Consider the following 15320-nt stretch of genomic DNA (forward strand, 5'->3'; position numbering starts at 1 on the left):
GACGTGGTTGCGTTACGTCATCGGTCATATACAGGACTGGCCGGTGAACCGGGTCCGCGATCTGCTGCCATGGAAGGTCGAGCTTCCCTCTGCCTGAACGTCAATACGGTCTGAATGCGACGCTTACCGGAAACCGGGCGGGCAAATAAAATGACGGCCATGAAGGGCGCAACCGGTGACGGACCGCCACCGGGGAGGACTTATTTTACACGTAAAAAGCTGCCGTCCGGCTGGCGGGTAAACAGGACAGGACCGTTAGCGCCCTCCAGCGTTAAGCCTGTAACGACGCCATTCGCATCGCGACGGATCTTCACCTGCTGCCCCTGCTTCAGCGTACTGAGCGGCTGATCGTTGCCCTCAACGCGTGCCATGGCAAACACATCATTGACCGGCAGATTATTGTCGCGGAATAGCTGTGCCAGCGTTTGCCCGGCGGCAATCTGGTAGCTGTGCCAGTCACCCTGCGTGTCCGCCTTCGGTTCGGATTGGGCAGAGGAGCGAGACGGTTTGTTATCGTAGATATCCGCCTGCATCGGCACGTCTTTTTCGGCCGAAGGTGTCACAGGCCGTTCGACCGGATACTGCGGCGTACTGGAGGGCCAGAGAAAGGCCAGCAGCAGTATGATGACGGCAATGACGATCCCCCGACGGTGGAAAGCCGGGAGCGGGTCCATCCAGCGAATATCGTCTGTAAAATGCCAGAGGCGATACAGCCAGCTGGGCAGGCGAGACGGGACGTCTGAAGTCATATCGGGTTCCTCCGCTCCGGCACCTTGCGACCGCGTTCGTTGCGGCAGTAAGTTCTGTAACCGGGTTAAAATACGCAGTGCATGCGTCCTGCGGCGACGAGGGGCTATCTGGCCCATATTCTCTCTCTTTCTTATAGTGCCACTGACAAGGGGGAACTTGTCACTTATACAGTATGGGCAATGTGGACGCGAAGTGCCTGCCAGCATTGGTAAATTTGACCTGCGTATTGTTTCTCTTTCGCCGACAAAAGTCATCTGTAGCGCTGCGGATTTTACGCCAGCGGCCTGCGCTGTTATGCTGCCCGTCTTACTATATCCGAGAGTGAAAGGAACGAAGATGACTACCCCTTCTTTCGACAGCGTCGAAGCACAAGCAAGTTACGGTATTGGTTTACAGGTTGGCCAGCAGCTGCTGGAATCTGGTCTGCAGGGGCTGCAGCCAGAAGCACTGCTCGCGGGCCTGCGCGACGCGCTGGAAGGGAACTCACCTGCGGTGCCTGTCGATGTGGTACATCGCGCCCTGCGTGAAGTACATGAGCGTGCGGAAAGCGTGCGTCGTGAGCGCGTGGAAGCCATGGCCGCAGAAGGCCAGGCTTTCCTGCAGGACCATGCTCAGCGTGAAGGCGTCAGCAGCACCGAGTCAGGTTTACAGTTCAGCGTGATTACGCAGGGCGAAGGCCCGATTCCTTCGCGCCAGGACCGCGTACGCGTGCATTACACCGGTAAACTGATCGACGGCACGGTGTTTGACAGCTCTGTTGCACGTGGCGAGCCGGCGGAATTCCCGGTAACCGGCGTGATTGCGGGCTGGATCGAAGCGCTGACGCTGATGCCGGTTGGCTCGAAGTGGGAACTGGTGATTCCCCACAACCTCGCCTACGGCGAGCGTGGAGCGGGCGCGTCCATCCCGCCATTCAGCACCCTGATTTTTGAAGTTGAGCTGCTGGAAATCCTGTAAGGATAAAGGGCGGTGCGATGCCGCCCTTACCCCTCTACTGCTGTAAGTTTACCTGCCAGAGAGCGAATCCCGTCTCGTCATTCCCTGTCGCCTTCATGGGATATTGCGCATGCTGCTGAATAAAGTGTGTGGCTTTATCGCCGGGTGCGGTTTCAAAGCGAATATCAAGAGGCTGCGCGGCAGGTATTGCAGCCAGTCGCCAGTTATTATCCGCCTGTGGGCGCACTTCACCGTGCTTTTTGGTTTCGGCACTGATATACGCCGCCAGAATCGCGCGGTTTTCATCAGGCGAGGCAAAGGCAATGTATTTGTCGCCCGTTCCGGCAAACTTGCCCGCGTAGGCCCGGTAGTTATTGGTTGCCACCAGGAAGGTCGCCTTAAGATCGATGGGTTTTCCCTGCCAGCGAAGATCTTTAATGCGTGACGCGTCCGGATGGATCAGGTTGCACTCTTCGTCGTAACGGGCGGGTTGTGTGACATCAATCTGATAGCTCACGCCGTCAATCACATCGAAGTTATAGGTGCGGAAATTCCAGTTGATCAGCGGCTGTGTGCGGCGACTGGTCGGATCGATTTGGTTAAACTGACCCGCAGAGCACTCCAGCCAGTCTTTCACCTGCTCGCCGCTGACTTTCATCACCACCAGCGTATTCGGATACAGATAGAGATCGGCTGCGTTGCGGAAGGTCAGGTTGCCTTTCTCAACTTCCACATAGCTGGCAGGATCGTTTTTACGTCCCCCGGCTTTAAACGGCGCGGCGGCAGACAGTACCGGCAAGTGCGCCAGATCGGGATCGCCCTGGATAAAATGCTCGACGTAGGCGCGCTGGGCGTTATTCACAATTTGCACAGTAGGATCGTCCTGCACCAGCGACAGATAGCTGTACATCACATCCGCAGATTTTCCGATAGGCTGGGCGACAAAGGTGCGAGTGGCATCATGATCGTCTTTCAGAACCTTAACCAGTGCAGAATCTTCAGCAGCCAGCGCAGTTTTATGCGCGATATCGTAGATCGGACGCGCCTGCGCGGTACCGCTTGTCACCTGCCAGTGATCGCCCTCCTTGCTCAGCACCAGGTCCACCACACCAAGATGATCGCCCCACATGCCGGGCATGACCGCAGGCACACCGTTTAATGTTCCTTTCTCAATGTCTGCACCTTTGATCCCCGCAAACTCTTTCCCGGGGAATACGGCATGCGCATGACCAAACATAATGGCACTGATGCCCGGAACTTCGCTGAGGTAATAAACCGAGTTTTCTGCCATCGCCTGATACGGCTCGCTGCTTAACCCTGAATGGGCTAATACGACAACCACGTCCGCTCCTTTAGCGCGCATTTCGGGCACGTAGCGCCGGGCGGTTTCTGTAATATCGTCCACCCGCACTTTGCCCTGCAGGTTGCCTTTATCCCACACCATAATCTGCGGCGGGACAAAGCCGATATAGCCGATGTTCACCGTCTGCGTGTTGCCGTCGCGATCGGTCACTGTGGTGGGTTTAATCAGATAAGGCGTAAACAGTGGCTTACCGCTCTTCAGATCGATGACGTTGGCATTGACGTAAGGAAAATGCGCGCCCGCCAGGGCTTTTTGCAGATAGGGCAGACCATAATTGAATTCATGATTGCCCAGCGTTCCCGCGCTGTAATCCAGCGTATTCATCGCCTTATAGACGGGATGGACTTCACCCTGTTTGAGCCCTTTTGCAGCCATATAGTCGCCTAACGGGCTACCCTGGATCAGATCGCCATTGTCCACCAGCACGCTGTTCGTGACTTCCTGACGCGCGGCATGGATCAGGGACGCAGTGCGCACCAGACCATATTTTTCTGTGGGCGTATCTTTGTAATAGTCGAAGTCCATCATATTGCTGTGCAGATCGGTCGTTTCCAGCACGCGTAAATCCACGGTGGCTCCCTGTGCTGCAACTGAAACGCTCAGTGCCAGTAACATCATTCCCGCCTTAACCATGTTCACTCCCAACGTTAAAAGATCAAGGCTACAAAAGTAATGTAAAAGGCTGATGAAAGGGCAGATTAAAACGTGATGCAAATAACGTTTTGAGCCTGACTGGTGCTGCTTCAGTCATATCAGTGCAGAGGCCAGCGTGAAAAGAGGTCTTTGCCATTGTGGGCTATTGTGTTGATATAGCTGAAAAAGGATTCAAAATGTTTACCTGAAACCAGGGGCGAGCATGAAGCTGCTAAAATGTACCCCAACAGGCATAACAGTTAACGCGTAGCATTCGCATACATGAGGTGACAAATGTTAGAGCAAATAAGCCAACTGGCGCGTGAGGCAGGCGACGCGATTATGCAGGTCTATAACGGTTCGGTTCCCGCTGATGTTTCGCATAAAGCAGACGATTCGCCCGTCACAGCAGCCGATCTGGCCGCGCATGATGTGATTGTGAAGGGCCTGAAACAGCTGACACCGGATATTCCGGTGTTGTCAGAGGAAGATCCGCCCGGTTGGGAAGTCCGTCAGCACTGGCAGCGCTACTGGCTGGTGGATCCGCTTGACGGCACCAAAGAGTTTATCAAACGCAATGGTGAGTTTACGGTCAATATTGCGCTGATCGAGCAGGGCAAACCGATCATTGGCGTGGTGTACGCGCCTGCGCTGGGCGTGATGTACTCGGCAGCAGAAGGTAAAGCCTGGAAGGAAGAGGGCGGAGAAAAGCAGCAGATTCACGTTCTGGATGCACGTCCACCGCTGGTGGTGGTGAGTCGTTCCCACAACGATGATGATGAGATGAAAGAGTACCTGAAGCAGCTAGGGGAACATCAGACGGTGGCAACCGGCTCATCGTTAAAGTTTTGCTTGGTCGCTGAAGGTAAGGCCCAGCTTTATCCGCGCTTTGGACCCACCAATATCTGGGATACCGGCGCGGGTCATGCCGTTGCTGTCGCGGCAGGTGCCCACGTCCACGACTGGCAGGGAAGAACGCTGGATTATGCGCCGCGTGAATCTTTCCTGAATCCGGGCTTCCGTGTATCGCTGTTCTGACGTCAGACGGGAGGCACTCGCCTCCCGACTTCACCTGTCAGGGTGCTTTTAACAGCGTTTTTAACAACGTAATGACTTCTTTGACTTCCTGCTGCGTCAGTGCCCCGTCTTTGACATATTTCACCTGACCGTTTTTATCCAGCACCACAATGGCCGATCCGCCTTGCTGCAACTGCCAGGCGTGCTGCACATTGCCCTTGCTGTCGACGATAAACTGCGACCACGGATACTGCTTTTTATTACTCTGAATGCTGCTGCGAACAAACAGGCTGGTGCCGGGAATGGCATCATCGGTGTTCACAATCGTGGTGGTCTGATAGCGATCGTGTGACAGTTTCGCTGACTTGATGGCCTCAACCAACGCTGCATTCATCTCTTTAGCCGATGAGCGGCCTGCAATGTGCTGTATGACACGTACTTTTCCGTTCAGTTGCGCGCTGTTCCAGTCTTGATAACTGAATTTTTCCTGCGCCAGGATCAACTCGCCTTTGTCATTGACGCCCACGGGCGGCACGCGTTTTCCCGTCTCAAGATTGTGGGCCAACGCACTTACAGGAAGCAGCAGTGACAAGGCCAGTGCGGCCAGAGTGATACGCCTCATTATTTCTCCAGTGATCAGACCAGTTAGTCATCCAACTGTAATAGTAAGCAGGGATGATGCGGCTGTCTCAAAAAGCTGTCAGCTTTGTTATCAACCACACAATTCTGTAACGAACGAAGGTTTATACTGAATAGTGAAAAGTAAATAACAGAGTATTCTGTAATGTGCTGTCAGCACGGTAAAAAAAGTTATTTCTGGTCGTGCGAAGTAAGCAGAGTGTTCTATAATTTATCTCGCATTCGCGCTTCATGGACCCGTAACGAATTTGGCAACGGTGAAGCGTGCTTAAAAATTAAGGAGTTAAGAAGTATGAAAATCTTCCAGCGCTATAATCCGCTACAGATAGCAAAATATGTTAAGACGCTGTTTAAAGGAAGGTTGTACATCAAGGATGTGGGCGCGTTTGAGTTTGATAAAGGTAAAGTCCTGATCCCCCGGGTCAAAGACAAACAGCACCTGAGCGTGATGTCAGAAATTAACCGCCAGGTCGTTCGTCTCAAGCTAGAGTTTAACTAAAAAACAGGGCGCCGATGGCGCCCTGAGTGTTTCTATTCTTCGCTTTTCGTCACGTTCAGCATCGGCGGTCGTTCATCAATCCGTGTCACCAGCAGCTGATCAATGCGGTAACTGTCGATATCGACCACTTCAAACTTGTAGCCCGCAAATTTCACAAAGTCGGTACGTTTCGGGATTTTACGCAGCATATACATCATAAAGCCGCCAATCGTTTCGTAGTTACCCGACTGCGGAAAATCATCGATATCCAGCACGCGCATAACATCATCAATCGGCGTCCCGCCTTCCACCAGCCAGGAGTTTTCATCGCGCGCAACAATCTGTTCTTCCATGCCCTGACCCACCAGGTCGCCCATCAGCGTCGTCATCACATCATTCAGCGTAATGATACCGACCACCAGCGCATATTCGTTCATGATGACCGCGAAGTCGTCGCCCGCCGTTTTAAAGCTTTCCAGCGCCTCAGACAACGTCAGGGTATCCGGAACAATCAGCGCGGAACGAATCTGCACGCCGCTGTTCAGCGCCATGCTCTGATTGCCCAGTACGCGCAGCAGCAGCTCTTTCGAATCGACATAGCCAACGATGTGGTCGATGTCCCCATTACAGACCAGGAATTTCGAGTGAGGATGTTCAGCGATTTTTGTTTTCAGGCTGACTTCGTCTTCGTGCAGATCAAACCAGACGATATTTTCACGTGACGTCATGGAGGAGGGCACGGTGCGTGATTCCAGCTCAAACACGTTCTCAATCAGTTCGTGTTCCTGCTTACGCAGCACGCCAGCCAGCGCACCGGCTTCCACAACCGCGTAAATATCGTCGGACGTGATATCGTCTTTGCGTACCATCGGCAGCTTAAAGACGCGAAAAAAGACGTTGGCCAGGCCGTTAAACAGCCAGACCAGCGGCCGCATAATCAGTAAACAAAAGCGCATGGGATTGATAATCCGCAGGGCAATGGTTTCTGGCGCGATCATGCCTACCCGTTTTGGGGTTAAGTCGGCGAACAGGATAAACAGGCTGGTGACGATGGTGAATGAGCAGATAAAACTGAGCTGTTCGGCCAGTTCGTGAGACATAAAGCGATTGAAGAGGGCGGAAAATGCCGGGGAAAAGGCCGCATCACCAACGATACCACCCAAAATGGCCACGGCGTTCAGGCCAATTTGCACCACGGTGAAGAACATGCCGGGCGTTTCCTGCATCTTCAATACCCGCTGAGCGTTAACGTTGCCTTCGTCAGCCAGCAGTTTCAGCTTAATCTTGCGGGCGGCAGCCAGCGAGATTTCGGAGAGAGAAAAAAAGGCACTGATTACGATCAGTAGCAGAATGACAAGTAAGCTATCAAGCATAAGTAATCCAAAGAGTTATCCACTTGTCATTTTTGGCCTGGGCAGCGTGCGGTTGATGCGCTTCTTCCCTGTACGTACGACGCAGAGGAGCTATCCGTGCCAAAAATGTCTGCGCCCGTTCGACAAGGTTGTAAGGGGAAAGGGGCAGAAATGAAGACAGGCGGGATGCCTGCGGTGGGTGATTATAGCAGCAGCGAGGAGGCCGCCGCCAGAGGGCAAACAGTGGCTTATAATGAGGTTTTCAGCTCAGGATGCATGTGTAATGCAGGAGAGCGGTCTACTGGCGTGCGGCCTGTCTGGACAACAAGGTCGTTGTATCGTGCGTCCGTTTTACCGACAATAATGCGCAATTTGACTTAGAACGCGTTACAGACTGCCCTTTGGCAAAAAGTGCGGCTATGATGAGTAAGTTGCCGTTGCGATTGTGACGGCAACAAGGATTAACACGCGCCCTGCGGAATGGGGCGGGCATGAGAGACAGGAGTACAGGTGCCACGATTTTATGTTTATTGCATGGCGGGCTTATTGCTCGTCGCGCCCGCCTTTGGGGCGGCACCGGTTCGACTACAGCTTGAAGGGCTGACCGGCGAACTGCAAAAAAACGTCAGGGCACGCCTGTCGACCATCAGCAGCGACGAAGTCACCAACGATAGCCGTTTCCGCGCGCGCGTATCGGCCGCTATCAAAGAAGGGCTTCGCGCGCTCGGCTACTATGAGCCTGATATCGACTTTGAATCACGCCCTGCCCCTGCGCAAGGTGGCCGTCCAGTGCTCATCGCGCGCGTGACGCCTGGCCAGCCGGTAAAGATTGCCGGTAGTACGATCATTGTCACCGGTCAGGCAAAAAACGATGCGGACTATAAAAACTGGATCGCCCAGGGCCGCCCTAAAGTTGGCACAATCCTTAATCATGGTCAGTACGATAAATTCAAAAGTGGCTTTACCAACCTGGCGCTGCGCAACGGCTATTTCGATGGCGAATTTGAAAAAAGTCAGTTAGGCGTTTCCGTGGCGCGCCACGAAGCCTTTTGGGATATCGACTACAATAGCGGACCGCGTTACCGCTTCGGCGATGTCACCTTCCAGGGCTCACAGATCCGTGACGCCTATTTGCAAAATCTGGTGCCGTTTAAAAAGGGCGACTATTACAGTTCCCGTGATTTGGCTGAACTGAATCGCCGCCTGTCGGCGACGGGGTGGTTCCAGTCGGTGGTCGTCGCGCCGGAATTTAAAGAGGGACGCAAAACCAAAGTCCTGCCGTTAAATGCGGCCGTTTCCCCTCGGGCAAAAAATATTGTTGAAGCCGGTGTCGGGTATTCGACGGATGTCGGGCCGCGCCTGAAAGGCACCTGGAGAAAGCCCTGGGTTAACGACCGTGGCCACAGCATGATGGCCAGTGCCTATATTTCTGCGCCTGAGCAGCAGGTGGATCTCAGCTACAAAGTTCCGTTACTCAAAAGCCCGCTGGAGCAGTACTACACTTTTTCAGGCGGGCTCAAACGCACCGATCTGAACGACACCAAAGCGGACACCAGCACGCTGGCAGTATCGCGTAACTGGGACAGCAGCAGTGGCTGGCAAAGGGCCGTCAATCTGCGCTGGAGCCTTGACCACTTTACCCAGGGGAATGTCACCAATACCACGATGTTGCTTTATCCCGGCGTCAGTCTGAACCGCACGCGCTCACGCGGTGGCCTGATGCCGACCTGGGGCGACTCGCAGCGTTATTCTGTCGATGTGTCCGATACCACCTGGGGATCGGATGTCGATTTCCTGATCCTGCAGGCGCAAAACGTCTGGATTCGTACGCTGGGCGAAAAGAACCGCTTTATTGCACGCGGCACGGTGGGATGGATTGAAACCAACGACTTCGATAAGGTGCCGCCGGATCTGCGCTTCTTCGCCGGGGGGGACCGCAGTATTCGCGGCTATAAGTACAAAAACGTCTCGCCACGTGACAGTGATGGCAAACTGACCGGGGCCTCAAAAATGGCCACCGGTTCACTGGAATACCAGTACAACGTCAGCGGAAAATGGTGGGGCGCGGTGTTTGTTGACGCCGGTGAGGCCGTCAATGACATCAGCCAAAGCGATATTAAAACCGGTGCCGGTATCGGCGTGCGCTGGGCATCGCCTGTGGGGCCCATTAAGTTTGATATTGCGCGTCCCATTGGCGACAGGGAGGAGCACGGTTTGCAATTTTACGTAGGATTGGGGCCTGAACTATGAAGCGCTGGAAAAAGGTCCTGACTGGCTTTCTGATTTTTTTGGTCTTGTTATTGGCTGGCGTGGCATTTTTGATTGGTACGACGCCGGGCCTGCATTTAGTGTTAAACGGCGCGTCGCGCTGGGTACCGGGATTATCCATCAACAAAGTGGATGGCGGCTGGCGTAATCTTACGCTCAGCGGTCTGCGTTACGACATGCCGGGCGTCAGCGTTAACGCGGGCAATATCCATCTGGCGGTAAATCTCAATTGCCTGCTGCACTCGTCGGTCTGCGTCGATGACCTGACGCTAAAAGATATCAGTGTGGTCGTCGACAGTAAAAAGATGACGCCGTCGGCGGCGGCACCCGAAGACGATAACAGCGCGACCAATCTCAGTACGCCGTACCCCATCAGCCTGCGCCACGTCGGGCTGCATAACATCAGTGTGAAAGTCGATGATACCGCGATTTCGCTGGTGGATTTTTCCACCGGCTTACACTGGCAGGCGCGCGCGTTAACGCTGAATCCTACCCACATTCAAAGCCTGTTAATTGCGCTGCCTAAAGCGGCAGCGGTCGCGAAGGAGCAGGTGGTCGATCCGAAAGTACAGCAGCCGCAGCCAAACGAGAAGCCGCTGGGCGAAACGCTGCAGGCGATGTTTGCCAAACCCCTGCTACCGACACTGCCGGACTTCCAGTTACCGCTGGATATCGATGTTCAGGACATCGTGGGCGAACAGCTCCGCATTACCGGCGATACCGATATCGTTGTGAATCAGCTGCGTGTGAAGGCCAAAACGCTTGACCGCCATATACAACTGCAAACGCTGGACGTGGACTCAAACCTCGGCAGGCTCAACGGCAGCGGCCAGGCCACGCTCGCAGATAACTGGCCCGTTGATTTTGCCCTGAATGGCGATGTGAATGTTGATCCGGTTAAAGGGGAAAAGCTGAGTCTGACCTTACAGGGCGCGATGCGTGACGAGCTGAAGCTGGCGCTCAACCTCTCTGGCCCGGTCAGGGCGCAGCTGGATGCCCGCGCTCAGCCTGCCGTTGCCGGTCTTCCGCTGGCATTAACCCTGACCAGTCCGCAACTGCGCTGGCCGCTCACCGGGGCGGTTCAGTACCAGGCGGACAATCTCGACTATCAGTTCAAAGGCAAGGCGACCGACTACGTGATGTCGCTGCGCACGGCGGTGAAAGGCGAAGCGGTGCCGCCTGCCACGATTACGCTGGACGGTAAAGGGAATATTGAACAGTTCAGCCTGGACAAGCTGCGTGTGGCAGCGTTACAGGGCACTATCGATCTGACGGCGCTGGTGGACTGGAGCAAAGCCATCAGCTGGCGCAGTGAACTGACGCTGGCGGGCATCAATACCGCCCGCCAGTATCCGGACTGGCCAGCCAGACTGGAGGGTAAAATCACTACGCGCGGTAGCCTGTATGGCGGCAGCTGGCAGCTGAGTGTGCCGCAACTGATGTTGAAGGGTAACGTCAAACAGAACGCGGTCAGTGCGGACGGAACATTACGGGGCAACAGCTACAACCAGTGGGATATTCCGGGTATTAAGATTGCGCTGGGCCGCAATCATCTGGATATCAAAGGCAGTCTGGGCGAAACGCTGAACCTGGATGCCAACGTGGATGCCCCCCATCTTGATAACGCATTGCCGGGACTTGGCGGTGTGGTCAAAGGGGATATCAAAGCCCGCGGATCGCTGAAAGCCCCTCAGCTGCTGGCGGATCTGACGGCCACTGGCTTACGTTGGCAGCAACTGCTGGTCCGGCGCGTAACGCTGAAAAGCGATGTACGCTCCAGCGACCAGATCGCCGGTAAGCTGCAGTTGCGCGTTGAACAACTGAAGCAGGATGCGCTTAACATTAATCTGTTGACGCTCAATGCTGATGGCGACGAAAAGCAGCATCAGCTTAAACTTAACGTGCAGGGCGAGCCGGTATCGGGTCAGCTCGCGCTGAACGGTAGCTTTGACCGCCAGACGGAGACATGGAAAGGCAGCCTTAACAATACGCGTTTTAATACGCCCGTCGGGGAATGGCGTCTGACGCGCGCTATGGCGATCGACTATGTTAATCAGAAGCAGACTGCGTCAATCGGCCCGCACTGCTGGCAAAACCCCAACGCGCAGCTTTGTGTGCCAGAACCGATTGAAGCCGGCCCCAGCGGTCACGCTCATGTGGTATTAAACCGCTTCGATCTGGCGATGCTAAAACCCTTCCTGACTGACCAGACCCAACTGAGCGGCGTGTTCAGCGGTGATGCCCGCGTTAACTGGACGGCGGATGGCAAACTGCCCGTCGGGACGCTGGCGCTGAAGAGTAATAATGTGAAAGTCGCGCAGGATGTGCAGGGCAATACGCTGCCCATCGCGTTTAACACAATTAATGTCAATGCGGCACTGCGGGACGGACGTGCACAGCTCGACTGGCTGATTCGCCTCGTCAATAACGGCCAACTGGATGGCAATGTGCAGATTACCGATCCGCAACAGCGCCGTGAGCTGGGTGGCAATGTCAATATCCGCAATATCTCGCTGGCGATGATCAATCCCGCCTTAATGCAGGGCGAGAGCATCAAAGGCCTGCTGAACAGCGATCTGCGCCTGGGCGGCACAGTGCAGCAGCCGCAGCTTTTTGGGCAACTGGGTCTGAAAGATGTGAATGTGAAAGGCAACTTCATGCCGGTGGATCTGACCAGTGCCAGTCTGAACATGGTGTTTAACGGCATGAGTTCGACGCTGAATGGCCTGCTACAGACCGCACAGGGCAATATCAACCTGAGCGGCGATGCGGACTGGAGCCAGCTGGATAACTGGCGTGCGCGCGTAGCCGCCAAAGGCAGCCGGGTCCGTGTCACGGTGCCGCCAATGGTGCGCATGGATGTGTCGCCGGATGTGGTATTTGAAGCCACGCCAGCCGCCTTTAATCTTGACGGGCGCGTCGATATTCCCTGGGCACATATCACGGTACAGGAGGTTCCTGAGAGCGCAGTCGGCGTATCGTCTGATGAAGTTATGCTGGATAAAAACCTTAAACCGATTGCGCCTAAAACGGCCTCAATACCGATTAACAGTAACCTGACCATTCATGTTGGAAACGACGTGCGTCTGTCGGCCTTTGGACTGAAAGCCCGTCTGAATGGCGATCTGAAAATGGTCCAGGATAAATCAGGACTGGGACTCAACGGACAGATCAATATTCCATCCGGCCGTTTCCATGCTTACGGTCAGGACTTGATCGTGCGTAAAGGCGAGCTGCAGTTTGCGGGCCCGCCAGACCAGCCTTATCTCAACCTGGAAGCGATTCGTAATCCGGATGCGACCGAGGATGGCGTAACGGCAGGATTGCGCGTTACGGGGCTGGCGGATGAGCCGAAAGTGGAAGTGTTCTCCGATCCGGCGATGTCACAGCAGGAGGCTCTTTCTTACCTGTTACGCGGTCAGGGGCTGAATAGCGACGGCGACAGTAACGCGTTAACGTCAGCGTTAGTCGGCTTAGGGGTTGCACAAAGTGGGCAGGTTGTGGGTAAAATCGGCGAGACATTCGGTGTCAGTAATCTTGCCCTTGATACGACCGGCGTTGGCGACAGTCAGCAGGTACAGGTCAGCGGCTATGTGTTGCCGGGTCTACAAGTAAAATACGGGGTTGGCATCTTTGATTCACTGGCAACGTTAACCTTACGTTACCGACTGATGCCCAAACTCTATTTGGAAGCCGTGTCCGGTGTGGATCAGGCTCTTGATTTGCTCTATCAGTTTGAGTTTTAGTAATGCGAATAATTGTCTATGGCAGTTTACGGCGCAAACAGGGAAACAGTCACTGGATGACACATGCGCAATGGTTGGGTGATCACCAGATTGAGGGTTATGAACTCTACAGTCTGGGTCACTATCCTGGCGTGATCACGGGCGAAGGAACGGTATATTGCGAAGTCTACCGAATTGATGCCTCCATTCTCGCCGAGTTAGATGCGCTTCGGACCAAAGGTGGTGAGTACAAACGCCATCTGATTCAGACGCCGTTTGGTAGTGCGTGGCTTTATGTCTATCAGCGTTCGGTCGCGGGTCGCCAGCGTATCCAGAGTGGAGACTGGCTGAAGCGTGATGAGGCGTCGGAAGTCTGAATAAAAACACCGTCCAACTGGACGGTGTTTTTTAACGGTTTACCTCAGGTAAACCTGCGTTAGCCGGGCAGAATTACTTCTTCGCCGCACGCTCAAAAGACGAGACGATCTCGGCTTTGGCTGCTTCGGCGTTATCCCAGCCGTCAACCTTAACCCATTTGCCTTTTTCCAGATCTTTGTAGTGCTCAAAGAAGTGGGTGATCTGCGCACGCAGCAGTTCTGGCAGGTCGTTTACATCTTTGATGTGATCGTACTCTTTGGTGAGTTTGGTGTGCGGGACAGCAACCAGTTTGGCATCTTCGCCAGACTCGTCGGTCATTTTTAACACGCCAACCGGACGGCAGCGGATCACTGAGCCGGGCTCCAGTGGGTACGGTGTTGGAACCAGTACGTCTACCGGGTCACCATCCAGCGACAGCGTATTGTTGATGTAACCATAGTTGCATGGATAGAACATTGCCGTAGACATAAAGCGATCCACAAACAGGGCTCCAGAATCTTTATCAACTTCATATTTGATCGGATCGGCATTCGCCGGGATCTCAATAATTACGTAGATATCTTCTGGCAGGTCTTTACCTGCTGGCACCTGGTTCAAACTCATCGGGTATTCCTTCAGTCGTCGTATGTTGAGTGTCGGCTATTATAGCCAACTGACTGTGAAAGTACGCCCCCTTTTTGGCGTTTCAGAATGCTCCTCAACGCTATTTGGCCATGACAAACAAGGATACAATGCCCGCAGCAATCAGTGGCCCTACCGGAACGCCACGGAAAAACGCCACGCCGATTACTGTTCCTATCAGCAATCCGCCAATGACGGAAGGCTGTACACTCATAAAACTCACGCCGCGCCCGCCCAGCCAGGCCACGAAAATGCCTACCAGGATTGCGACAATCGACTGCCAGTTGGCAAAGGATTTCAGCAGGGATGACGCAGGCAGCGAACCACTGGCCAGCGGGGCCATTACGGCTACGGTAAGGATAATAATGCCTACTGTAATGCCCTGTTTTTCCACATAAGGAAAGAATTGCGACAGCGGTGTCATTTTGATGATCAGCAGGATCAGAATGGACAGGGTCACGGCGGTGTTGTGGACGAAGTAACTCAGTACAGCAAGGCAGATCAAGATCAGCGTGGAGGCGTAAGCAACCATAGTTTTTCCCTGAAAATGAATGAAGACAGTTATGACTGACTTTAAAGGGTTACATTAATCAACAATCGTCGGGGTTCGCGCAACTGCCAGTGGCTAAAGATTACAGTTGTAGGGTTTGATTGCGGACCAGCGCGGTGCTCTGGGTGGCCAGCGCAACGGGGCCGAAAGTGCCCTGCGTGTTGAGTTGGCTGCGGCTCACCGCTAACCAGGCTTCCCGGTAACGCAGCCAGGCGCGCTGGGCGATACGCAGTTTCTCTCTGGGTTCTCCGCTTAATTTTTTCATCAATGCACTGTACTGCGCGTTCATTTCCGCGTCCCATTGCTGGGTTGCCGTATCCTGACATTGCATCAAGGCCAGCGTGGTATCGGCTTGATTAAGGCATTGATTTAACGTGATATCAATCGTGGACTGCTCAGCCACTGCGAGCTTACAACTCAAGAGTGCTATCAACATTACCCTTTTTTTCATCGATTTCCCCTTTGTTTCCTTAACAAAATACCGGCTTTGTTGAATAAATCAGATTCGGGGCGAGTGTCCCTGTAGCAGGGCAGAGTTTCAGGCAATACGGACACTTTCTGGCATTCCTGCCTTTGTCATTCTGTTCAGCGCTCGAACCATGGCCAGAGC

Annotated in this window: 14 protein-coding genes; 7 read left to right on the forward strand and 7 right to left on the reverse strand. The window is 54.2% G+C overall.

The window, feature by feature from the left end; genetic code table 11:
• A partial coding sequence (locus F7Q90_RS21830) for a transposase domain-containing protein (protein WP_151160719.1) occupies positions 1-97 on the forward strand: 97 nt, incomplete at its 5' end.
• Positions 98-200: 103 nt separating this feature from the next.
• Here the strand turns inward: F7Q90_RS21830 and F7Q90_RS21835 are convergent.
• Positions 201-866 (reverse strand): OapA family protein, encoded by a 666-nt coding sequence (locus F7Q90_RS21835; protein ID WP_006118359.1) that lies wholly within the window; start codon positions 864-866, stop codon positions 201-203.
• Positions 867-1086: 220 nt separating this feature from the next.
• On the opposite strand from F7Q90_RS21835, the gene fklB reads away from it, so the two are divergent.
• Positions 1087-1707, forward strand: coding sequence for an FKBP-type peptidyl-prolyl cis-trans isomerase (gene fklB, locus F7Q90_RS21840; RefSeq protein WP_006118358.1), 621 nt, complete (start codon positions 1087-1089; stop codon positions 1705-1707).
• 34 nt (positions 1708-1741) lie between these two features.
• Here fklB and F7Q90_RS21845 read toward each other — a convergent pair whose 3' ends face one another.
• A complete protein-coding gene (locus F7Q90_RS21845; protein ID WP_006118357.1) occupies positions 1742-3682 on the reverse strand; it encodes a bifunctional 2',3'-cyclic-nucleotide 2'-phosphodiesterase/3'-nucleotidase in 1941 nt (646 codons plus the stop codon).
• A gap of 294 nt (positions 3683-3976) precedes the next feature.
• Between F7Q90_RS21845 and cysQ the strand changes: the two genes are divergently transcribed.
• Positions 3977-4720, forward strand: a complete 744-nt coding sequence (gene cysQ / locus F7Q90_RS21850; RefSeq protein ID WP_006118356.1) for a 3'(2'),5'-bisphosphate nucleotidase CysQ — start codon at positions 3977-3979, stop codon at positions 4718-4720.
• Positions 4721-4757: 37 nt separating this feature from the next.
• On the opposite strand, the gene F7Q90_RS21855 is transcribed toward cysQ, so the two are convergent.
• A complete protein-coding gene (locus tag F7Q90_RS21855; protein ID WP_006118355.1) occupies positions 4758-5321 on the reverse strand; it encodes a YtfJ family protein in 564 nt (187 codons plus the stop codon).
• A gap of 309 nt (positions 5322-5630) precedes the next feature.
• On the opposite strand from F7Q90_RS21855, the gene F7Q90_RS21860 reads away from it, so the two are divergent.
• Positions 5631-5837 carry a DUF1107 domain-containing protein gene (locus tag F7Q90_RS21860; protein ID WP_003855513.1) on the forward strand — a complete coding sequence of 69 codons (207 nt, stop codon included), beginning with the start codon at positions 5631-5633 and terminating at the stop codon, positions 5835-5837.
• Positions 5838-5869: 32 nt separating this feature from the next.
• On the opposite strand, the gene F7Q90_RS21865 is transcribed toward F7Q90_RS21860, so the two are convergent.
• A complete protein-coding gene (locus tag F7Q90_RS21865) occupies positions 5870-7189 on the reverse strand; it encodes a hemolysin family protein (RefSeq protein ID WP_006118354.1) in 1320 nt (439 codons plus the stop codon).
• Between the two features lie 513 nt (positions 7190-7702).
• Between F7Q90_RS21865 and tamA the strand changes: the two genes are divergently transcribed.
• The 3 genes from tamA to F7Q90_RS21880 are packed head-to-tail and all read left to right on the forward strand — an operon-like array spanning position 7703 to position 13538.
• Positions 7703-9418 (forward strand): autotransporter assembly complex protein TamA, encoded by a 1716-nt coding sequence (gene tamA / locus F7Q90_RS21870; protein ID WP_170317964.1) that lies wholly within the window; start codon positions 7703-7705, stop codon positions 9416-9418.
• A complete protein-coding gene (gene tamB / locus F7Q90_RS21875) occupies positions 9415-13182 on the forward strand; it encodes an autotransporter assembly complex protein TamB (protein WP_006118352.1) in 3768 nt (1255 codons plus the stop codon). The genes tamA and tamB overlap by 4 nt, the downstream gene beginning before the upstream one ends.
• Positions 13183-13184: 2 nt before the next feature.
• Positions 13185-13538, forward strand: a complete 354-nt coding sequence (locus F7Q90_RS21880) for a gamma-glutamylcyclotransferase family protein (protein ID WP_006118351.1) — start codon at positions 13185-13187, stop codon at positions 13536-13538.
• Positions 13539-13611: 73 nt separating this feature from the next.
• Here the strand turns inward: F7Q90_RS21880 and ppa are convergent, their stop codons facing one another.
• The 3 genes from ppa to F7Q90_RS21895 all read right to left on the reverse strand — a co-directional run bounded on the left by ppa (position 13612) and on the right by F7Q90_RS21895 (position 15161).
• Positions 13612-14142, reverse strand: coding sequence for an inorganic diphosphatase (ppa, locus tag F7Q90_RS21885; protein WP_006118350.1), 531 nt, complete (start codon positions 14140-14142; stop codon positions 13612-13614).
• Positions 14143-14242: 100 nt separating this feature from the next.
• A complete protein-coding gene (locus tag F7Q90_RS21890) occupies positions 14243-14692 on the reverse strand; it encodes a DUF441 domain-containing protein (RefSeq protein ID WP_006118349.1) in 450 nt (149 codons plus the stop codon).
• A gap of 100 nt (positions 14693-14792) precedes the next feature.
• Complete coding sequence (locus F7Q90_RS21895) at positions 14793-15161, reverse strand: lysozyme inhibitor LprI family protein (protein ID WP_006118348.1); 369 nt, start codon at positions 15159-15161, stop codon at positions 14793-14795.
• Between the last annotated feature and the right edge of the window lie 159 nt (positions 15162-15320).

It is taken from the genome of Pantoea stewartii subsp. stewartii, from assembly GCF_008801695.1.
In the GTDB taxonomy this organism is placed as follows: domain Bacteria; phylum Pseudomonadota; class Gammaproteobacteria; order Enterobacterales; family Enterobacteriaceae; genus Pantoea; species Pantoea stewartii.

Coding starts and splice junctions, on each gene's coding strand:
- F7Q90_RS21835 (WP_006118359.1), bottom strand. CDS start 866: ATGGGCCAGATAGCCCCTCGTCGCCGCAGGACGCATGCACTGCGTATT.
- fklB (WP_006118358.1), top strand. CDS start 1,087: ATGACTACCCCTTCTTTCGACAGCGTCGAAGCACAAGCAAGTTACGGT.
- F7Q90_RS21845 (WP_006118357.1), bottom strand. CDS start 3,682: ATGGTTAAGGCGGGAATGATGTTACTGGCACTGAGCGTTTCAGTTGCA.
- cysQ (WP_006118356.1), top strand. CDS start 3,977: ATGTTAGAGCAAATAAGCCAACTGGCGCGTGAGGCAGGCGACGCGATT.
- F7Q90_RS21855 (WP_006118355.1), bottom strand. CDS start 5,321: ATGAGGCGTATCACTCTGGCCGCACTGGCCTTGTCACTGCTGCTTCCT.
- F7Q90_RS21860 (WP_003855513.1), top strand. CDS start 5,631: ATGAAAATCTTCCAGCGCTATAATCCGCTACAGATAGCAAAATATGTT.
- F7Q90_RS21865 (WP_006118354.1), bottom strand. CDS start 7,189: ATGCTTGATAGCTTACTTGTCATTCTGCTACTGATCGTAATCAGTGCC.
- tamA (WP_170317964.1), top strand. CDS start 7,703: ATGGCGGGCTTATTGCTCGTCGCGCCCGCCTTTGGGGCGGCACCGGTT.
- tamB (WP_006118352.1), top strand. CDS start 9,415: ATGAAGCGCTGGAAAAAGGTCCTGACTGGCTTTCTGATTTTTTTGGTC.
- F7Q90_RS21880 (WP_006118351.1), top strand. CDS start 13,185: ATGCGAATAATTGTCTATGGCAGTTTACGGCGCAAACAGGGAAACAGT.
- ppa (WP_006118350.1), bottom strand. CDS start 14,142: ATGAGTTTGAACCAGGTGCCAGCAGGTAAAGACCTGCCAGAAGATATC.
- F7Q90_RS21890 (WP_006118349.1), bottom strand. CDS start 14,692: ATGGTTGCTTACGCCTCCACGCTGATCTTGATCTGCCTTGCTGTACTG.
- F7Q90_RS21895 (WP_006118348.1), bottom strand. CDS start 15,161: ATGAAAAAAAGGGTAATGTTGATAGCACTCTTGAGTTGTAAGCTCGCA.